The organism is Shinella zoogloeoides, assembly GCF_022682305.1.
Lineage (GTDB): Bacteria > Pseudomonadota > Alphaproteobacteria > Rhizobiales > Rhizobiaceae > Shinella > Shinella zoogloeoides_B.
Genome location: NZ_CP093528.1, coordinates 4191111 through 4208523, shown reverse-complemented (window position 1 = coordinate 4208523; position 17413 = coordinate 4191111). Strand labels below are relative to the sequence as shown.

Sequence of the window (17413 nt, the reverse complement as noted above, 5' to 3'; positions counted from 1 at the left end):
GGATCAGGCTCCCTTGGTGGCGGCGACGTCGCGGGTCTTCGGCGATAGGCCGAGGATGATGCGCGTGATGGCGGGGCGGAACATGTGTTCGAGCGCACCGGCAAAGAGGATCACGAGACCCTGGATGATGACGATCATGTCGCGGGAGATGGAGGGCATCTCGAAGGAGATTTCCGCCCCGCCCTGGTAGAGCATGCCGAAGAGCAGCGCGGCGGGAATGATGCCCGCCGGATGCGAGCGGCCCATCAGCGCCACGGCGATGCCGACGAAGCCGGCGCCCTGCACGAAATCGAGCTGCATGCGGAACTGCTCGCCCATGATCGGGTTCAGCGCCATCATGCCGGCAAGGCCGCCCGAGATCATCATGGCGATGACGATGATGCGGGCTTCCTTGATGCCGGCGTAGCGCGCGGCGGCCGGGCTGTGGCCCATGGTGCGCATCTCGTAGCCGAGCTTCGTGCGCCAGATCAGCACCCAGACGCCGAAGGCGGCCAGAAGCGCCAGCAGGAAGGAGATGTTGAACGGCGCCGAGCCGACGGAAAGGCCGAAGATCGACATCAGCCAGTCGAGCTTGGGAAGCTGGCCACCCGTATCGAAGGTGCGGGTTTCCAGCGACATGTTGCCGAGCGGTTTGAATACCTTGTTGAGCAGGTAGTTCATCAGGCTCGCGGCGATGAAGTTGAACATAATCGTCGTGATGACGATATGGCTGCCGCGCTTGGCCTGCAGCCAGCCGGGAATCATCGCCCAGAGTGCGCCGAAGAAGGCGGCGCCCACGATGGCGATCGGGAAGACCAGATACCAGGGCAAGGTGCGGTCGAAGGCAAGGCAGGCCAGCGCCACGCCGATGCCGCCGATATAGGCCTGCCCCTCGCCGCCGATATTGAAGAGGCCGCAATGGAAGGCGACCGCCACGGCAAGGCCGGTGAAGATGAAGGTCGTCGTGTAGTAGAGCGTGAAGCCGATATATTCGCCGCGCCCGAATGCGCCGTTGATCATGTGATAGGCGGCTTCCAGCGGGCTTTCGCCGACGATGAGCACGACGAGACCGGAGATCAGGAAGGCGACGGCGAGGTTGACCAGCGGGATCAGGCCGTATTCGGCCCAGGCCGGCAGTTTCGCGTAGGGAACACTCATTCGGCGGCCTCCTTCGAGCCTTCCACGCCGGCCATCAGCAGGCCGAGTTCTCCTTCAGAGGCATCGGGAGCACGCTCGCCGACCACGCGGCCGGCGAACATCACCAGGATACGGTCGGACAGCGCGCGAATCTCGTCGAGTTCCACCGAGACGAGCAGAACGGCCTTGCCCTGGTCGCGCATCTCGATGATGCGGCGGTGGATGAATTCGATGGCGCCCACGTCGACGCCGCGCGTCGGCTGGCCGATGATCAGCACGTCGGGACTGCGCTCCATCTCGCGCGCCAGCACGATCTTCTGCTGGTTGCCGCCGGAGAAATTGGCGGTCTTCAGCCGCGGGTTCGGCGGGCGGATGTCGTAGGCGGCGATCTTCTCCTCAGCTTCAGCGCGGATGGCGTCGATATCGAGCAGCAGGCCCTTCCGGTATTTCGGATCGTCGTGATAACCGAGGATGGCGTTCTCGCTCTCCTCGAACTTCAGCACGAGGCCGACATGGTGCCGGTCTTCCGGCACATGGGCGAGACCGGACTTGCGCAGCTCCGCCGGGTCGGCATGGCCCGTCACGTCGATAGGCCGGCCGTTGAGCAGCACCGTGCCCGATGTCGCGCGATGGATGCCGGAGATCGCCTCCAGCAGCTCCGACTGGCCGTTGCCGGCGACACCCGCGATGCCGACGATCTCACCGGCCCGAATGTCGAAGGAGACGTCGTCGACCATGGTCACGCCGCGGCTGTCGCGCACCGTGAGGTTCTTGACGGATAGTTTTACGTCACCGGGCTTTGCCTCGCCCTTCTCGACGCGCAGGAGAACGCGGCGGCCGACCATCAGCTCGGCCAGCTCCTCGACGGAGGTGTCCTTCGTCGTGCGCGTCGCAACCATCTCGCCGCGCCGCATGACGGAGACCTCGTCGGTGATCGCCATGATCTCACGCAGCTTGTGGGTGATGAGGAGGACCGTCTTTCCCTCGTCCTTGAGCTGCCGGAGGATGCGGAAGAGGTGGTCGGCCTCGGCCGGCGTCAGCACGCCCGTCGGCTCGTCGAGAATGAGGATATCGGCCCTGCGATAGAGGGCTTTGAGGATTTCCACGCGCTGCTGGATACCGACCGGCAGCTCCTCGATCACCGCGTCGGGATCGACCTCCAGCGCATATTCCTTCTCCAGCCGCTTCAGCTCCGCGCGCGCCTTGGTGATGCCGGCATTGAGTATCTGGCTTTCCTCCGCGCCGAGCATGATGTTCTCGAGCACGGTGAAGTTCTCGACCAGCATGAAGTGCTGGTGCACCATGCCGATGCCGGCGGCGATGGCCGCATTGGGGTCACGGATATCGACCTTACGGCCGTCGATCAGGATGTCGCCATGGTCGGCCTGGTAGAAGCCGTAGAGGATCGACATGAGGGTGGATTTGCCGGCGCCGTTTTCGCCGATGATGCCGTGAATGGTGCCTTTTCGGACCTTCAGGTCGATGTTCCGGTTGGCGTGGACGAGGCCGAAGCTCTTGTCGATGCCCTTCAGTTCGATTGCCAATTCGCTCATGACGATCCACTCTTACGGGGATTTGGGGTCGAAGGGCCGCTCTCCCGGCCTATCCGCCCGCAGTCTTGTTGCTTCCGCTGCACTTGTCCAGTCCGATTGCGGGCGCGCCGCCGCACCGGTATAGCTCGTGCCGCCCGGCCCGGAGCCAAGAGGAAAGCCATGACCACGCCCGACCGCACCGACGACAATACCAAGGCCGAACGCATCGCCCGCCTTGAAGAGCATGTCGCCCATCAGGCCAACACGATCGAGGAGCTTTCCGACCAGCTCGCCGAACAGTGGCGGGTGGTCGAGCAGCTTCGCGCAAAGCTCGATGTGCTGACGGAACGGTTCCTAACGCTGGAAGCAGGCTCTCTGGAAGCCCCGGCGATTACCCGTCCCCCGCATTATTGAGCGTCGAGGACGGAAGCGGCCCGCCTGCTTTCGCAAACGGGCCGTTCTTTACCCTTAGTAGGGGCAGGTCTCGTCCGACATATAATCGTGGACCTTCACCGCGCCGGAGATGATGTCGGCGCGCGCCTTGTCGACGGCGGCCTTCATTTCAGGGGTGATGAGCGGGGCGTTGTTCTCGTCCATGGCGACGTCGACGCCGTTTTCCTTGAGACCGAGCACGTTGACGCCCGGCTGGAACTTGTCGTCCTTGGCCGACATGAAGGCGTCGTAGACGGCGACGTCCACGCGCTTGACCATCGAGGTCAGCACCTTGCCCGGCTGCAGACCGTTCTGGTTGGAATCGACGCCGATGCCGAGCTTGCCGGCGTCAGCCGCAGCCTGGAGAACGCCGACACCCGTGCCGCCAGCAGCGTGATAGACCACGTCGGAACCCTGGTCGAACTGGGACTTGGCGATTTCGCCGCCCTTGACCGGGTCGTTCCAGGCATCCGGCGTCGTGCCCGTATAGGCTTCGAGGACCTTGTAGTCCGGGCCGAGCGACTTGGCCCCGCCGATATAGCCGCAGGCGAACTTGTGGATCAGCGGGATGTCCATGCCGCCGACGAAGGAAACGGTCTTCGACTTGGAGGCCATGCCGGCCAGGATGCCGGCGAGCCAGCCGCCTTCTTCTTCCTTGAAGACGACCGAGCGGACGTTCGGCTTGTCGAGAACCATGTCGATGATGGCGAACTTGGTGTCCGGATATTCCGCGGCGACCTTCTCAAGCGCTGCGGACCAGGAGAAGCCGGCCATCACGATGGGGTTGTTGCCGTCGCCGGCGAAGCGGCGAAGGGCCTGCTCGCGCTGCGCATCGTTGGCGATCTCGAAGTCACGGTATTCGATACCGGTCTCTTTCTTGAACTGCTCCGCGCCGTTATAGGCCGCTTCGTTGAACGACTTGTCGAACTTGCCGCCGAGGTCGTAGATGATCGCCGGCTTGATGTCCGCGGCAAGCGCGCTTACCGACATGGCAGCGGTTGCAAGAAGGGTGAGAAGGGTTTTTTTCATTGTGCAGCCCTGTTCGCTATTGATCTTATAGGGACCTTCCGCGCGGCGCCTGCAAAAGCGCGCGACGGAGCCACCGACCCGTTCCCTTGGGTCAGGCTGGCGGCATCCTTGCACGCCGCCGGGAAAAATTCACCAGAAATTTTTCAGGTGGTAAAAAATGTGACCCGGCGTGAATGAAGTCGGACAACTTCGCTCACGCCGGGTCCAGTCCATTGAAAACAAAGGTCGTTCAGCCGATGGCGCAGGAAACGCCCGTGCCGCGCAGGCCGCAATAACCGCCCGGATTCTTGGCGAGATACTGCTGGTGCGCCTCCTCGGCGAAATAGAACGGACCGGCCTTCCCGATCTCGGTGGTGATGCGGTCCGTCCGCCCTGCCGCCGCCAGCGCCGCCTGGTAGACATCGCGCGCATGCCGGGCGACCTGCAGGTCCGCCTCGTCGTCGAGATAGATCGCCGAGCGGTAGGTCGTGCCGATATCGTTGCCCTGGCGCATGCCCTGCGTCGGGTCGTGCGCCTCGAAGAAGGCCTTCAACAGGGTTTCGAGCGCGACCGCCGCGGGATCGTAGACGACGAGCACCACTTCGGTATGCCCCGTCAGCCCCGTGGTCGTCTCGTGATAGGTGGGGTTAGGGGTAAATCCGCCGGAATAGCCCGAGGCGGTCACCCAGACACCGGGGATGTTCCACAAGAGCCGCTCGGCACCCCAGAAGCAGCCCATGCCGAGGAGCACGGTCTTGAAGCCCGCAGGATAGGGGCCTTTCAGCGGATTGCCGTTGATGAAGTGAACGGCGGAGGTGGGGATGGGCTCCGCGCGGCCGGGCAGCGCGGCCTCCGGTGCGGGCATCACGGTCTTCTTATTGAACATGTCGATCAGGAACATGGGCATCTCCTGCGGGATTTGAGGTCAGGCGGTGAAGCGGCCCGCGACGGGCGGGCGTCTGTAGGCAATCATCCAGAAGAACAGCGACACGGCGAGCAGCACCGCGAAGGCGGGCTGGGACAGCACCCAAAGCGCCGCCGGGTCCCAGGCATAGGGGAACTTGCGCATGATGCCGTCGGCGACGAGCGCAATCGTCTCGGGACTTGCCGTGCTCCAGGCGACGGCAAGCGGCGTCAGCACCGGCTCCGAAGCCGAGACCGACTGGATCGCATCGATCGTCCCGGCCATGACCGCGACGACGAGGGCGACGAGACTGATCGCCTTGAGGATGAACCGTACCATCGCACCCTCCCGGTGCCGTTCGGAGGCCGAATTCGACCCCACTTCATTGCCGACCATAGATAGGAAGACGGCCCGCCTTGCGCAATCCTTCGCCGCTTGCTGCATATCCTTCAAAAATCTGTCAGAAAGCGGTTGATCCTGCGTGAAACCTCGGTATATATCGCGCCGTCTCGCCGGAATGGAAACAGGAAAGCGACCCGCGCCGGACTAACCACCGGCAGCGAGCGGACGGACAGGTGGCCGAGTGGTTGAAGGCGCACGCCTGGAACGCGTGTATAGGGGAAACTCTATCGAGGGTTCGAATCCCTCTCTGTCCGCCATCCAATTCAACAAGATGTTGATTTTTCATCTTATTCGCCTTTCTCTTGTCCAACTTTTCGTTTCGGTTGGACAGAATTTGTTCGCTTTTTCTTCCCAGCGATGGCCTTCAGGCCCTTCTCTGCAAGGGCGGCCTGGTTGGCTGCGGCTGTATAGACCGAGACCTGTTTGAGATCGGTGTGGCCCGTGACGGCCTTGATGATGTCCGCGCTCATTTTTCCTTCTGCCATCCGACGAGCTGCCGCCTTTCGGAGGCCGTGAGCGGAGCAATGCGAAAGCCCAGCTTCGTTGCAGCGGTCGCGAAACCAGTTTCCGAAACCGGCCGGCGTGAACGGCTTCCCAAATTCGGTAGTCAGGAAAGTTGGTTTGTCGCGGGGAAGCGGCCGGATAGCGTCGGTGAGGGTCGGAAGCATGAACAAATCCAGCTCCGCCCCGGTCTTCACCTGCTTGACCTCGATGTATTTGCCCTTGATCTTCTCCCAGCCCATCGCAACCACATCGCTGCGGCGCTGCGCGGTGTAGAGAAGCAAGACGAGGGCGAGCCGGGCCTTGGTCCCTTCCGGGTGCCGCGCCTCATAGGCGGCGATTTCCGCCTCGATCCATGTGTGGAAGCCCTTCGTTTTCTTCGAGAAGCCCTTGACGCCCTGCGCCGGATTGACGGCAATCCAGCCGTTGTCTAGGCCGTGGTCGAGCATGATCTTGAGAAGCGACAGGAGGCGGTTCGCGGCCTGCGGCCGGTCCGCCATGTCGCCAATGATCGCCTTGACGTGCTCGCGCCGAAGATCGCGCATCATCCGCTTGCCGTGGTTCTCGCGGAAATTCTCGATGATCCGGCGATAGGTCTGCTTCGTGCTATCGCGAAGCCCCTGAAAATCCGGGGAACGATAATAGGATACGGCCAAGGCATCGAAGGAACCCGGCCGGGTCTTGCTCGCGCCGATATTGGCGCGCCACTCCGTAATTCCCGCCAGCGCGGCGGCATATGCCTTCTCGAATTCCGGTCCCAATGGGGGATAGGGAAGGTAGGTATCCACGCCTTTTGCACGGAACCGAACACGCTTTTTCTTGTGCCGGTCAGTGACCAGCGTGCAATAATCCGGCATTCCGTTGCGGCGCTTCCTCTTCATTTCAGTACGTCGTCCCAGCTATTGCTGACGGGGGAGGTGACGGCGCTCTCTGCGAGAGACGCCGCAGCTTCGATCCGGCCATCAGGGTGCAGCGTGATTTTTGCAGCCTCGAAGCCGGCTTCTAGCGCCGCCTTGAAAAGGCGCTTTGCATCCGCCTGCTTTATGGCCGCTTGCCTGTTCGCCATCTCACTATCCTCACGCCTAGCTGGCGAGCCTCACGGTCGCGGTGGTTGCTCCGGCGGCGGCGGCCTCGACGGCGTGGCCGATCATCGCATTGTCGGTGGCGGTGGCCGTCGCTTTCTTCGCGGTGGCGTCCCAATAGACCTTCTGGCCTTCGGTGAGCCCGCCGCCCGTCGCCTTCGGCAACGTGAACACGCCGTCGGCGGAGACCGCGACCTTCTGGCCCTCCGGCGCGGCCGTGGTGGCAATGCCGAACAGCGCGCCGAAGAGATGGCCCTGTCCGGAAGCGAGGCCGCCGGCGGGCGCGGTGAGGTTGACGATGTTGCCCGGCTGAATGTAGTTTTTCATGGCTAGTAACCTTTGCGTGCCTGAATGTTGAAGATGCGGGGAGCCGGATTATCCAGCTCCCGAAGTTCGCGCTTGATGGCGTTGATGCTGGCCTCGATCTCCGCGTCGCTCATGAACTCGACACTTTCGCGGGTGACGGGCGACTGAAGAGAGTAGCTTTTGACGCCGCCACGCTGCTCCTGAGCTTTTCGGAGCTGAGCAATCAGCTCCTCGCGGGTGTGAGCCTCCGCCATGGTCAGCCCCCGGCCGTGTGGTCGAGGCGGGTCCAGGACCGCCATTCCAGCCAGCCGAGCCCGAAGTCCTGCCGGATCTTGAAGTCGATATTGTCGGTATCGAAGTTCTGGCGGCTGTCGGTGAAGGGCGCTTCCTGCCCGCGCAGGTAAACGCGGGTGGCGCCATCCATCTTGGTGGGCTCGACCGCGAGCCAGCTTTTGGCCGCGTCGGTCAACCGGGGCTCGACGACAACCTGGAGCTTTCCGGCGAGCGGGTTCACGTCGGCGATGGTGCTGGCCGTCACGCTGGCGAGGATCCGGACGGCCGTTTCCTCGTAGTCCGAGTGCACCAGCCAGTGCGTCGGATACTCGCCGATCATCACGTCGCCCTTGCCCTTCCGCTTCGCCATCTTGGAACGGAAGCCCATAACCTTGGCGACGTAGGTTTCGGCGTCCTGGGCGAACGTTTCGATATTGCCCCGGCCGGCATGGAAGACAGCGGTATTGTCGGCCATCTTCGGGCCGGCAAAGCTGTCCTGCACGAGGAAGGCGACCTGCCGATCGGCAACGTCGGCGGCGAGGCGCTTACCGTACTTCTGGCCCATGTTGCCGAGGCGGGACCCGGCGTTGATGGAAAACTCGCGGCTGATCGCCGTCACCCCGCCGATGGTGTAGACGAAAACGGTCTCGCCGCTCTCATCGACATAGGAGGCGCGGTAGTGGCCGTTTTCCAGCTTGTCGCCGATGGCGAGCGTGGTCCAGTCCACCAGGCCGACCGTTTCCTTGTTGAAGCTGGAAACCGTCGTGCGGCCGAACAGGGCGGAGACCGGCGAGGACTGCGCTTCGTATTCCCGGCGCATGGAGAGGTTGAAGGTTGCGCCGGCAATGATCGCATAGTCGCTCGTGGCCGCCGCGTTGCGCTTCACCATGTCGTCGGAGAGGCCGATGATGTTCTCGCCGGCATTGCGCAGGAGGCGGCGGGCGAAGGCGGCCTCGCCATCGGCGAAGACCGCAGCGGCATTCCCGGCCGGCGCTTCCCCGCGATTGATGGCATCGAATGCCTCGACGGCGGCGCGGCGCAGCACCTGCGGATTTTCCAGCGTCTCGTCATTGTGGTTCGATGCGGTGCGCACGGTCGGCTTTGCGTTGAGCGTCGCCAGCATGGTCTGCATCTTCTGCTCGGTGGTGGCTTCGGTAGCGAGAACCGCATTGATCACGGTTTCCGCCACGCCCGCAGCCAGCGCGAGGCTGCGGAGCTGTATGTCATTGCTCTGGGAAACGTCTTCGTCTTCACCCGGAGCCGGGTTCGTCGTCGGCATGGAATTACTCCTAACTGTTGAGAGGGGATCGGCCGGCAGCATCACGAGCGAGCCTTCGAACATCCGTCCGGCCACGGCGGTTCGCACTTTCTTGCCCGTCACGGGATCGGTCCCGTTGACCCAGCGGGCAACCTGAAAGCCGACAGAGAAGCCGGTCTGCATGCCATCCTTGAGATTGGCGGCGAGAGCTTCGTTGTCGGCCCGGCTCGAAAGCGTGGCATCCGCCAGGACAGCGCGCGTGCCGTCCGGCAGAGTTTCCAGCCGGAAATTCGTCAAGCGCCCGATGGTGTCTCGGACGCTCGTGGAATGATCGGTCTGGAGCGGCAGGCTCTCGGGCAGGCCGGCCGCGAAGAAGCGGTCGATATCGACCACCTCAAAGTAAGCACCGCGGTCCACCTTGCCGCCGGTGATGGCGACGACGGTGAAGGTGCGGGTTTCGGGATCGTAGCTGTTCGGGCGGGCGGTCGCCTGAAAGCGGTGGACCGTCTGCGTCATGGCGCGTCGGCCTCCTTCTGTTCGGGTTTGGTGGAAGCGGATGCGGGCCGGAAGGTGTCAGCCTCGATTTCGGCATTGACCGCCGAAAAATCGCGGCCCCTGCCCTCGATGACTTCCTTGCGGGATTTCAGGCCGGCATTCACAAGAGCGATGTCGGCGTTCGCTTCCTTCTGGCGGTCGATTTCCGGCCAGGTGGGTTCGATCCACTTCGCCGGATCGCCAGCAATGGCGCGCCCCTTCAACTGCTCGATGGCGCGCCAGCGTTCGAAGACGGGAACCAGCAGCCCGTCGATCAGCAGGACCTTGCGGCGGGCCTCCGCCTTCCGGCGCGCGGTCAGCGCCCCGGCACGGTAGCTGGAATAGTTTACGCCGGAGAGGTCGCCGGTCAGGTCTTCATAGGTGCAGCCGATCGCGGCGGCGCACTGGTGGTAGATCAGCTTCAGGAACGCGGGGAGGTCGCCCGCGTCGCCGCCCTGGGCGCTGCGCACGTCCTCGCCGGGATTGAGCCGGATCAGCGCGCCGGGCTCCAGCGACGGCCGGGCATCGCCGCCGAACATGTCGCTGCCGTCCGGGGTCGTGAGGAAGGCGGTGAACAAGGCGGCCACCTGGAGCTTCTTCAGGCCGGCGTCGGTGGCGATGCTTGCCGTGTTGACGGCCGGCAGAACGGCGGTCAACGGCGAAATGCCGCGAACCTGCCCCGGAAACTCCCGCTCGAAGATGTGGATCACGTCGCGGGCGTCGAAACGCTGCGCCTGTGTGACCCGCATGAAAGGATCGTCGGGAGCCTGCGGCTGGAGCCAGTAGGCGCGAACGCGGTCATATGCATCCAGCTCGACGCCCGAAATGATCCGGTCCCCGTTTCCCAGATCCTCATTCTTGGACCGGTCGAGCTGTTCGGGATTGAGGAGGTGGACCGCGAAGCCGCCTTCGATGACAACCAGCAACGCCAGCGCCTCGCCCGAAACGACCCACGAACGAATCACCGCCTGTTCCAGCGCCGTCAGGGACAACCTGCGCGAGGGATCGAAGCGATAGCCGTTGAAATCCTCGTCGACCGCCTCGTCGGCGGTATTCAGGCGGGTGCCGATCCCGACGATCATGGAGACCAGCAGATCGACCGCGCTTGCGACGATGGGATCGTTCTTAGCAAGCCCGGCGACGCGCTGGCCGACGACTTGAGCGCTTGCCAGCACATCGCGGTTCGGCGACGGCATGCGCGGATCGTCGGGCCAAGCCGCCGCCGCGTTCATGCTACGGACAGGGTTTGCTTCGGTTTTGTTCGAACGGCGGAAAAAATTCGAGAGCGAAAGGCCCATGGTTAGATCATCCCCGCTTCCAGAAGGAACATTCGATTGACGGTTTGGGCGATCCGATAATCAACCTCCACCGTGATCCCGAAACTCAAGCGGATGCGCTCGTTGAAACGCCGGTACGTTTCGTCGTCGCACTCACCGAGTTTTTCCTTGAGGTCGGGTGATAGCTCGGCGAACGGGGTATCGGCCCTGTCATTATCGAGAAAGAAGAAATACTCGTTGCCGTGCCGGGTGATCGTCGCCCGCCTGAATTTGTCCATGTTTCCGGGGCGAAAGGGTATCCAGCGGCAACCATCAGTGCGGGTGATAACCTCTGGATTGCTATCGAGAAATTCGGCGGCGGCGTCCAGATAATCCTGCGCCATGTCCATGGCATTCGAGGGCGGAACCCCGAAATCGGTTGCCTTCTGCAGGAAGTCGAGGCCGATCACGCCGGCCGGAGTGTATTTGCGGCGCGAGCCTTTTCCCGGCTTCTGATCGCCGGCGTCCAGAATGCCGCGATCGCTCCAGTTCTGGAGTTGCTTGGCCTTGAGGGCCGGAAGCATCTTCAACACATCGCTCTGGGAGTAGAGAGGGGATTCGAGATCGATCAACATGGGAAAAGCCTCGCATGAGGCTTATAGAAAGTCAACGATAAACCTCACGTGGGGTTTCTTCGCTTGACGGCTATAAACCTATCTTCAGATCGCAAATGCTTAGCCGTAAGCTGATCTGAAGGCCAACGGTCCCCGCTGTCCTCATCATCGCAGTCATCAAGCTCCCGATCATAGCCGAAAAAATAGTGGTGCCGGTCGGCATCACCGTAGGCGTCGAGCTGAGATTGCACAGCGGTCCACCCCAATGAGGGTTCGTCATCACCGCCATCCTCATCCAGATCATCCGCCTCGCGATTTTCGTCACCATCGTAGAGGTCGAGCAGGGCAACCAGGCGCTCTATGGTTGCCTCAATCTCAAGCCGAAGTCTCGGCGTCATCTCGACAAGGCGCGTGAAATTCTCGTTGGAACGAAAGCGGCCACTCATGATCGGCCGCGCTCGCCATGGGGCCGTACCTTGTGTGATGGATAAATCGTCGTCAGCATCCGGTCGGCGGCAAGCAAAGGTTCACCGTCATCCAGAAAGACACGCGCGACGGGCGCTTTCCGATCCTCGATCGGATCGCCGACGATCAGCGCAAAGCCTTTGTCCGCATTGACGTTGAAGCCATAGAGGCGGGTCGCATCCAGCATCCCCATTGCTTCCACCAAGCGGCGCGCGTGATAGTCCGCGACCCAGAATGGGTCGGCGCTATCGAGCCAGTGCTGAAGATCGAAAGTCTTGCTGCTGGCGGTATCCGAAACTGATGCCGCGCCGATCCCCAGCGCACCCTTGGGGATTGCGCGGCGTGTAAGAGTGTGGGGTTCCTGCCTCCCGCCAGTATCTGAAGGGATCACCTGTGGGAAGGCATAGCTTTCCCGTTCGCAAAAATGGTCGCCCATCGCGTTGCTCCTATAGGGTGCTTCGTGCTATCTATTGCGCACCATGCCCAACATTGGGCTATAAGTCAACACGATGCACAACGTTGAGCATAATGCCAATTTCCCCTGCACAGTGCCGCGCTGCAAGAGCGCTCGTCGAAATGGATCAAGCGAAGCTGGCGGAGGCAGCGAACGTTTCGCGCAATACCGTCGTTGATTTTGAGAAAGGCCGGCGCACGCCGAACACGAACAATCTCCTTGCGCTACAGTCTGCACTTGAAGCTATGGGGGTTATTTTCGTACCCGAGAATGGCGAGGGGCCGGGAGTGAGGTTGAAGAAGTAATGGAAGACGTTGAAACAGAACGATTGGCCGCGCTGGCCGAGGCCCATATCGAGGAGCCCGAAAAATTCGCCGCCGGCTCCTACGGTTGCCACGAAGCCCTACACACGGCTTCGGTCATGGCGGACAACATCGGGCGCCACCTCCTTGAGCATCCTGCAATCCTGCTGGATGCTGAATTCTATGCTCTAGCCTCAAAGGCCCATTCAGCATTGTTCGATTTGTATCAAGTCATCGGCGCCAAGCACTTAAGGTAGGATCCAAGAATGCCAAAACTGACAGAATTTGAGGAGACTTTCATTCGAGCGACCACCCTACTCGATGATCCCAATGCTCCGGCATTGCGCTCTGAAATCGCTTCCCACCTAGACACGATGATTGATTATGCGGCCGACGACGATCAACGGCGCATTGCTCTTCAATTCAAGGCACTTGCGCTAAATCATGTGGATAGTATTGGCAGGGATCGCCCAGACGTGACCGAAACCAAGAGGATTCGGGCTTTGGAATACTCTCGGCAGGTGACTTTCAGCATCGAAAGTCGTCGGTAGCTTTGCGCTGTGGGTTCGCAAAGTTTGCGAACCCACTAGGCTTCGCCATCAACTGGTTTGTTATTAGGTTCATCGGCGCCGTCCTTTGCCTCTTCATTGGCATGCTGCGCACCATTGTTCAAATCCATGCCTAGCTGCTGTGCGAGCAACGTCGAGACGATGTGGTGAAGGGGTCCAAGGTCCGGCTCGCCACCCTCGGCGTATGTCTGGTCAGCATGCTGCAAAGCCGCGACGTAGGCGGGCCTATTCTGCCGGAGAAGTTCAGGAAGTATTGCGTCACCCGGCAACCACCGACCAGCCGAAATGCAGAGGATATAGTATGCCGCTGCTCGTGCCGTTCGCCCGTTTCCGTTGATAAATGGGTGGATGTAATTCAGCCTCCAAAGAGCATATGTGGCGAGCACAACAGGATCTGCCGTCTCCCAAGCGCGATTCAGGTCATTTATGAAATCATCCATGAGAGGGATGACTTGGAAAAAGGCTGGCGGCTCGTGATTGCCAACGGTTACTTGGCACGGTCTATACTCTCCAGCGTGCGTGTGCAGACACACGATTGCATGGAAATTGAGAGATTTGAGAATTTGCTGAGACAAAAAAGGCCGCCCCATTTCTATTGAGGCGACCACAATGGACCGAAGGAAATCGTAGTGCCGATTTCCGTTCTCGATCATTAGCTTTTGATAAACGGGATGCTCTTCAGTTCTCGTCAGTTCGAACAGAATCACTTAGGCGCTCTTGCGGCCCTCGAAGTTGGCGAGTACTTCAGTGACTTGGGCCCGCGTCACGGTACTGTTGTCGGATAGGGAGCCCATAATAAAAGATACGCGCTGCTTGTAAAGCTCGTCCTCGGTCAGCTTTCGGTTGCTGTCGGACTTGAGCCTGGTCAGAAGCTTTTCGTTGGTGCGAAGGTCGGTCATTGTCTCTCTCCAGGATTGTCTCGTTCAGATAAACGCCTGAATCCAAACAATCTTCTTATTCATTTTACATGAAATTAGGGCGCTTCGGACCACGTGTCAACGAAACGGATTGCCACATATGGTTAAGAAACGTTAACACGCTGATTTCCTTCAGAGGAAAATTCTCTTTTCATCTTGACATTCTAAAACTAACAGATCTTTACGACCTCAAGATGGCGCGGGGCTGACCCGCCGAAAATAGCTGGGCTGCCTTACTTTTTGCTCATCCAACTCGATTTCGTCGTGCTTGGCCGCGCTGCGATGATTGGCGGTAAGGCGCTGCACAATTCATCGGCGCGAACCATCCAGTTGATGTTGATCATCTGCCGCGCGGCAAAACCATAAACTACGCAATCGAGACCTTCCGCCTGCTTGCCCGGAATGCGCTCGAAACGCCGCGACGGCTGGCCGCGCGTGTAGCGTACCACGATGCGTTCGCTGGCGAGTTGTTCGAACCAAGAGGCCGGCAGATCCATCGCAAACCGTATTGTGTTGCCGCGCGTCAAGCGCGCGACCAAGTGGCTCTTGATGCCGTCCACGCCGATGATGAACAGCCGGCCGCGCTGGTTCTTCACCTTGCTCATCTCAATCCACGGCCGGTTGCCGGCCACGCCCTTGCCGGCGAGGATCTTGCGACGATAGCGCGGAAAGCAGAAGCCGTAGACCCGTTCCATCGTCTCACCGTCGCCACTGTCGACAACGGCCGCGTCGAGGCCGATCTTGCCGCCCAAGGCGTGAGGCCACCGTATCGACAGCACCGCGTCGAGTTCGCTCCACGTTTCGTCGTCGTGCGGATTGCCCCAGATAACGCGGTGCCCCAGCACGAAGCATTCGCCCGCTTCCGTCCAGCCGAGGAAGGTACATTCGAGGCGATCGCGCTGCACATCCACGCCGGCCGTGAGCGCCAGCACGTCGGCCGGCACGGCTTCCAGGCCGAATTTTTCACGCCGGCCGTAGAGCGTGCCCTCGTCAAGATCCTCGCCGGCCTCGTTCCACCCCTGCGCCAGGATGGTGTTCGTGAAAACCTGTAGCAAGGCGGGATCATCCTTGGCGGAGAGGAATTCGCGCGCCAGTTTTCCCCAAGACGCATTGGCCAGCAGCGACACCAGCGCATTCAGGCGGAATCCAGCGTGGCCGGCCACCTCCGGCCGCGTCGCGCGCCATCGCCCGGCCAACACCATCGCCGGCTTGTGTCGCTCATCGATGAGGCAACCGCAGTGCGGGCACGCATAGGCGGCGGCTTCCGGCTTGCCCTCCGGCCACTGAATATCACCCCAGCCGATTTCATTGAATTCGCCGCATTCAGGGCACGGGACCTCGAAAACGCGGCCATCCGAGAGCGCATAGGACCGAAGCACATGGCTCGTGTCGGCAAAAACCGGCGTCGATCCGACGACGATTTTCCGATCCGCGAACGACAGCGTGCGCCGCTCTGCGAGCAGGATCGGAGAACCTTCAGCCCCATTCTCCATCCCGTCCACCTCATCGCACAGGAGCACGCGAACATTGTGTCGGCGCAAATTACGCGGGGCCTTCGCGGCGACAATCTTCAGCGAGCCACCCGGAAAGCGGCGATGCAGTAGCGTGTTGCGGTCGCTCTCATCGTCTTCGCCGCGCCCCAGCAGGCCGGAAAGTGTCGGCGACGCCGCGAAGATCGGCTCGATATCCGAAACCATGTAGTCGCGGCAGTCCGCTTCGGTCGGCAGGAGGCAAAGGATCGGAGCAGGATCGTTCGCGACGGAACCCGCCAGCGCCGAGGTGAGCAACGTCGTGAAACCGACGCGCACCGGCTTGACCAGCGTCACCCGCTCGATAGCAGGGTCCCCGATTGCGTCGGCAATCTCGTGCTGAAACGGCCAGAGCTGTACCGGACCCGGCAATGCGGACACGTCGCTCGGCAGCAAGACGTGCTGTTCGATCCACTCGGAGAGCCTGCGCCGGGGCGGCGGAAGCAGCGCGGCCAACGCGTTGCGCCGGATCGTGGCGAGAATTTCAGCGGTCATGGGCGATTTCCTCCAGAGCGCGACGCAACTCGTTGTCGATAACGCTGGCATCGTGTGCAGTGAGGTGCGGGAGATGCTGGCGGACCCGCGAGGTGACGGCCAAGACGCCGGCGCGGACCTTCCGGAGCACGTCGGCCCATTCCCGCTCCACATCGCCAGCCTTCACCAGGTCGCCGCGAAGCACCTTGTTGCGCAGCTCGGCCGCGTCTGCCTGCTCCTTCGCCAGTCTGGTTTTCTCGGCCGTGAGGGAGCGGCGATGCGGTTCATCGGTGAAAGCAAAGGCGCTCTGCCCCTGGGCGGCGCTCCTGCCGACATCGACGTTCTCGTTGATCCAAAGCCGGCCACGCGCAACGTCGATCTTGCCATCGGCTTCGACCGGCAATCCCTTTGCGATCATCTGGGACACCCGTCCGGGCGAGACGTTGACAGCCTTTGCAAACCCGCTCTTCGAGAGTGAACGAGGTTCTCCGATCATCCCGCTAACCCCTTGCAAGCTATGCATTTTCGTCGTATCAAACTGCACTTTCCCAAAACCTTTTAGCTTTAAATCCGGCCCACACCGGGTAAAATCTCGGGCCGTTCTCCGCCCGCACCCCCTGCTGCCGGAAGGACCCGCCGCCCCTCATCGCCCGCCTGCGGCATGTGCTTTTTCCTGCATCATCGCTGCGATGAAGGCCAATCCTCCGCCCCTGCGTTGCATCTCGGCTTGTGTCGCCGCCTCGTGCCTGTCCTGCGTCATCCACTCCAGCACATCTGTCTCCGCCTTCACGCCGAGGTCATGAACCTGCATGTACCACCGCCGTTCGGCCGCCGCCCTTGCTGCATCCGCGTAGCTGGGGCTCTTCCCCCCGCTAATCGGCAAGAGCATGGCACGCTGCGCGGGCGGCTTTCTCCCTTTCAAGAGCCCATTCTGCGCGCTCGGCGAGTGGCAAGCCGGCGGTTTCTCCGGTGGATTTTCCGCGCGCTCCCCTTCGATGGGTTTATTCGAAGGGTTCCTTCGAAGGGTTTGTGTCGCATCCCTGCGACCTTTAACGTCGCATCCTTGCGACCTTGAACGTCGCACGCTTGCGACCTTGACTGCCGATTGCTTGGCAACAGTTCCGGTAGAATGGCATTGGGTATCGGGCGCATCGCCGGTCTTCATGCGTGCATCCCATTCTTCCACGATGGTGCGGAAGCGCTCCCAATTCGGTAGGTAGGCAGCACGATGGGCCTTGCCGCCATGGCTCACCTTCGTAACGAGGCCAAGCTCGTGAAGCTTGTCCGTGGCACGGATGACAGTCGCACGGTCGATGTCGAGCATCCGAGAGATCCGCTCTACGCCGGGATCGCATTGCCCATGGAGCTTGTTAAAATGATCGATGATCGCCCCGGCAACGCGTCTGGTCGCATCGGTGATGCCCGGCATGAGGTTGAGCGCCTTGTGGGCGAAAAGGACATCGTTCTGCTTGAGGATCGCCATCG

At 61.5% G+C, this 17413-nt stretch carries 23 protein-coding genes and 1 tRNA gene; 5 read left to right on the top strand and 19 right to left on the bottom strand.

The window, feature by feature from the left end:
- Positions 1–3: 3 nt before the first annotated feature.
- Both MOE34_RS20840 and MOE34_RS20835 read right to left on the bottom strand, forming a co-directional pair.
- Complete coding sequence (locus MOE34_RS20840) at positions 4–1137, bottom strand: ABC transporter permease (protein WP_242219459.1); 1134 nt, start codon at positions 1135–1137, stop codon at positions 4–6.
- Positions 1134–2669 (bottom strand): ABC transporter ATP-binding protein, encoded by a 1536-nt coding sequence (locus tag MOE34_RS20835; protein ID WP_242219456.1) that lies wholly within the window; start codon positions 2667–2669, stop codon positions 1134–1136. Before MOE34_RS20835 ends, MOE34_RS20840 begins: the two co-directional genes overlap by 4 nt.
- A 159-nt stretch (positions 2670–2828) precedes the next feature.
- On the opposite strand from MOE34_RS20835, the gene MOE34_RS20830 reads away from it, so the two are divergent.
- Complete coding sequence (locus MOE34_RS20830) at positions 2829–3062, top strand: SlyX family protein (protein WP_242219454.1); 234 nt, start codon at positions 2829–2831, stop codon at positions 3060–3062.
- A 54-nt stretch (positions 3063–3116) separates the two neighbouring features.
- Here MOE34_RS20830 and MOE34_RS20825 read toward each other — a convergent pair whose 3' ends face one another.
- The 3 genes from MOE34_RS20825 to MOE34_RS20815 form a co-directional block, all read right to left on the bottom strand.
- Entirely contained in the window at positions 3117–4109 is a 993-nt protein-coding gene (locus MOE34_RS20825; protein WP_242219452.1) for a BMP family lipoprotein, read from the bottom strand.
- A 229-nt stretch (positions 4110–4338) separates the two neighbouring features.
- Complete coding sequence (msrA, locus tag MOE34_RS20820; protein ID WP_242219450.1) at positions 4339–4989, bottom strand: peptide-methionine (S)-S-oxide reductase MsrA; 651 nt, start codon at positions 4987–4989, stop codon at positions 4339–4341.
- Between the two features lie 24 nt (positions 4990–5013).
- The gene (locus MOE34_RS20815; protein WP_242219449.1) at positions 5014–5331 is read right to left on the bottom strand and encodes a hypothetical protein; all 318 of its coding nucleotides are present in this window, start codon (positions 5329–5331) and stop codon (positions 5014–5016) included.
- 230 nt (positions 5332–5561) lie between these two features.
- On the opposite strand from MOE34_RS20815, the gene MOE34_RS20810 reads away from it, so the two are divergent.
- Positions 5562–5651, top strand: a tRNA-Ser gene (locus MOE34_RS20810).
- 30 nt (positions 5652–5681) lie between these two features.
- Here the strand turns inward: MOE34_RS20810 and MOE34_RS20805 are convergent.
- From MOE34_RS20805 to MOE34_RS20765, 9 genes are all read right to left on the bottom strand, one after another.
- Entirely contained in the window at positions 5682–6776 is a 1095-nt protein-coding gene (locus MOE34_RS20805; protein WP_242219447.1) for a tyrosine-type recombinase/integrase, read from the bottom strand.
- A complete protein-coding gene (locus MOE34_RS20800) occupies positions 6773–6961 on the bottom strand; it encodes a hypothetical protein (RefSeq protein ID WP_242219446.1) in 189 nt (62 codons plus the stop codon). The genes MOE34_RS20805 and MOE34_RS20800 overlap by 4 nt, the downstream gene beginning before the upstream one ends.
- A 16-nt stretch (positions 6962–6977) precedes the next feature.
- Positions 6978–7304: a DUF2190 family protein gene (locus tag MOE34_RS20795; RefSeq protein ID WP_242219443.1), complete on the bottom strand. Its 327-nt coding sequence runs from the start codon at positions 7302–7304 to the stop codon at positions 6978–6980.
- 2 nt (positions 7305–7306) lie between these two features.
- The gene (locus MOE34_RS20790) at positions 7307–7537 is read right to left on the bottom strand and encodes a hypothetical protein (protein WP_242219442.1); all 231 of its coding nucleotides are present in this window, start codon (positions 7535–7537) and stop codon (positions 7307–7309) included.
- A gap of 2 nt (positions 7538–7539) precedes the next feature.
- Entirely contained in the window at positions 7540–9330 is a 1791-nt protein-coding gene (locus MOE34_RS20785; RefSeq protein WP_242219440.1) for a hypothetical protein, read from the bottom strand.
- Entirely contained in the window at positions 9327–10544 is a 1218-nt protein-coding gene (locus MOE34_RS20780; protein WP_242219438.1) for a phage portal protein, read from the bottom strand. Before MOE34_RS20780 ends, MOE34_RS20785 begins: the two co-directional genes overlap by 4 nt.
- Before the next feature lie 104 nt (positions 10545–10648).
- Positions 10649–11239 (bottom strand): hypothetical protein, encoded by a 591-nt coding sequence (locus MOE34_RS20775; RefSeq protein WP_242219436.1) that lies wholly within the window; start codon positions 11237–11239, stop codon positions 10649–10651.
- A 44-nt stretch (positions 11240–11283) separates the two neighbouring features.
- Positions 11284–11664, bottom strand: a complete 381-nt coding sequence (locus tag MOE34_RS20770; protein WP_242219434.1) for a hypothetical protein — start codon at positions 11662–11664, stop codon at positions 11284–11286.
- On the bottom strand, positions 11661–12119 hold the full coding sequence (locus tag MOE34_RS20765) for a hypothetical protein (RefSeq protein ID WP_242219432.1): 459 nt from the start codon (positions 12117–12119) through the stop codon (positions 11661–11663). Before MOE34_RS20765 ends, MOE34_RS20770 begins: the two co-directional genes overlap by 4 nt.
- A gap of 92 nt (positions 12120–12211) precedes the next feature.
- Between MOE34_RS20765 and MOE34_RS20760 the strand changes: the two genes are divergently transcribed.
- From MOE34_RS20760 to MOE34_RS20750, 3 genes are read left to right on the top strand one after another with little or no spacing between them, the layout of a single operon-like run.
- Positions 12212–12442 carry a helix-turn-helix transcriptional regulator gene (locus tag MOE34_RS20760; RefSeq protein WP_242219430.1) on the top strand — a complete coding sequence of 77 codons (231 nt, stop codon included), beginning with the start codon at positions 12212–12214 and terminating at the stop codon, positions 12440–12442.
- On the top strand, positions 12442–12696 hold the full coding sequence (locus MOE34_RS20755) for a hypothetical protein (protein ID WP_242219429.1): 255 nt from the start codon (positions 12442–12444) through the stop codon (positions 12694–12696). Before MOE34_RS20760 ends, MOE34_RS20755 begins: the two co-directional genes overlap by 1 nt.
- 9 nt (positions 12697–12705) lie before the next feature.
- Entirely contained in the window at positions 12706–12990 is a 285-nt protein-coding gene (locus MOE34_RS20750) for a hypothetical protein (protein ID WP_242219427.1), read from the top strand.
- A gap of 35 nt (positions 12991–13025) precedes the next feature.
- On the opposite strand, the gene MOE34_RS20745 is transcribed toward MOE34_RS20750, so the two are convergent.
- The 5 genes from MOE34_RS20745 to MOE34_RS20725 all read right to left on the bottom strand — a co-directional run bounded on the left by MOE34_RS20745 (position 13026) and on the right by MOE34_RS20725 (position 17411).
- Entirely contained in the window at positions 13026–13715 is a 690-nt protein-coding gene (locus MOE34_RS20745; protein WP_242219426.1) for a Fic family protein, read from the bottom strand.
- The gene (locus MOE34_RS20740) at positions 13716–13907 is read right to left on the bottom strand and encodes a hypothetical protein (RefSeq protein ID WP_242219425.1); all 192 of its coding nucleotides are present in this window, start codon (positions 13905–13907) and stop codon (positions 13716–13718) included.
- Positions 13908–14158: 251 nt separating this feature from the next.
- Positions 14159–15949 carry a phage terminase large subunit family protein gene (locus MOE34_RS20735; protein WP_242219424.1) on the bottom strand — a complete coding sequence of 597 codons (1791 nt, stop codon included), beginning with the start codon at positions 15947–15949 and terminating at the stop codon, positions 14159–14161.
- Positions 15939–16472, bottom strand: coding sequence for a DNA packaging protein (locus tag MOE34_RS20730; RefSeq protein ID WP_242219422.1), 534 nt, complete (start codon positions 16470–16472; stop codon positions 15939–15941). Before MOE34_RS20730 ends, MOE34_RS20735 begins: the two co-directional genes overlap by 11 nt.
- A 99-nt stretch (positions 16473–16571) precedes the next feature.
- Positions 16572–17411, bottom strand: coding sequence for a hypothetical protein (locus tag MOE34_RS20725; RefSeq protein ID WP_242219420.1), 840 nt, complete (start codon positions 17409–17411; stop codon positions 16572–16574).
- Positions 17412–17413 lie beyond the last annotated feature (2 nt).

What these genes read in the sequence shown, in the direction of transcription:
- MOE34_RS20840 (WP_242219459.1), bottom strand. Translation starts at nt 1,137, where the DNA reads ATGAGTGTTCCCTACGCGAAACTGCCGGCCTGGGCCGAATACGGCCTG.
- MOE34_RS20835 (WP_242219456.1), bottom strand. Translation starts at nt 2,669, where the DNA reads ATGAGCGAATTGGCAATCGAACTGAAGGGCATCGACAAGAGCTTCGGC.
- MOE34_RS20830 (WP_242219454.1), top strand. Translation starts at nt 2,829, where the DNA reads ATGACCACGCCCGACCGCACCGACGACAATACCAAGGCCGAACGCATC.
- MOE34_RS20825 (WP_242219452.1), bottom strand. Translation starts at nt 4,109, where the DNA reads ATGAAAAAAACCCTTCTCACCCTTCTTGCAACCGCTGCCATGTCGGTA.
- msrA (WP_242219450.1), bottom strand. Translation starts at nt 4,989, where the DNA reads ATGTTCCTGATCGACATGTTCAATAAGAAGACCGTGATGCCCGCACCG.
- MOE34_RS20815 (WP_242219449.1), bottom strand. Translation starts at nt 5,331, where the DNA reads ATGGTACGGTTCATCCTCAAGGCGATCAGTCTCGTCGCCCTCGTCGTC.
- MOE34_RS20805 (WP_242219447.1), bottom strand. Translation starts at nt 6,776, where the DNA reads ATGAAGAGGAAGCGCCGCAACGGAATGCCGGATTATTGCACGCTGGTC.
- MOE34_RS20800 (WP_242219446.1), bottom strand. Translation starts at nt 6,961, where the DNA reads ATGGCGAACAGGCAAGCGGCCATAAAGCAGGCGGATGCAAAGCGCCTT.
- MOE34_RS20795 (WP_242219443.1), bottom strand. Translation starts at nt 7,304, where the DNA reads ATGAAAAACTACATTCAGCCGGGCAACATCGTCAACCTCACCGCGCCC.
- MOE34_RS20790 (WP_242219442.1), bottom strand. Translation starts at nt 7,537, where the DNA reads ATGGCGGAGGCTCACACCCGCGAGGAGCTGATTGCTCAGCTCCGAAAA.
- MOE34_RS20785 (WP_242219440.1), bottom strand. Translation starts at nt 9,330, where the DNA reads ATGACGCAGACGGTCCACCGCTTTCAGGCGACCGCCCGCCCGAACAGC.
- MOE34_RS20780 (WP_242219438.1), bottom strand. Translation starts at nt 10,544, where the DNA reads ATGCCGTCGCCGAACCGCGATGTGCTGGCAAGCGCTCAAGTCGTCGGC.
- MOE34_RS20775 (WP_242219436.1), bottom strand. Translation starts at nt 11,239, where the DNA reads ATGTTGATCGATCTCGAATCCCCTCTCTACTCCCAGAGCGATGTGTTG.
- MOE34_RS20770 (WP_242219434.1), bottom strand. Translation starts at nt 11,664, where the DNA reads ATGAGTGGCCGCTTTCGTTCCAACGAGAATTTCACGCGCCTTGTCGAG.
- MOE34_RS20765 (WP_242219432.1), bottom strand. Translation starts at nt 12,119, where the DNA reads ATGGGCGACCATTTTTGCGAACGGGAAAGCTATGCCTTCCCACAGGTG.
- MOE34_RS20760 (WP_242219430.1), top strand. Translation starts at nt 12,212, where the DNA reads ATGCCAATTTCCCCTGCACAGTGCCGCGCTGCAAGAGCGCTCGTCGAA.
- MOE34_RS20755 (WP_242219429.1), top strand. Translation starts at nt 12,442, where the DNA reads ATGGAAGACGTTGAAACAGAACGATTGGCCGCGCTGGCCGAGGCCCAT.
- MOE34_RS20750 (WP_242219427.1), top strand. Translation starts at nt 12,706, where the DNA reads ATGCCAAAACTGACAGAATTTGAGGAGACTTTCATTCGAGCGACCACC.
- MOE34_RS20740 (WP_242219425.1), bottom strand. Translation starts at nt 13,907, where the DNA reads ATGACCGACCTTCGCACCAACGAAAAGCTTCTGACCAGGCTCAAGTCC.
- MOE34_RS20735 (WP_242219424.1), bottom strand. Translation starts at nt 15,949, where the DNA reads ATGACCGCTGAAATTCTCGCCACGATCCGGCGCAACGCGTTGGCCGCG.
- MOE34_RS20725 (WP_242219420.1), bottom strand. Translation starts at nt 17,411, where the DNA reads ATGGCGATCCTCAAGCAGAACGATGTCCTTTTCGCCCACAAGGCGCTC.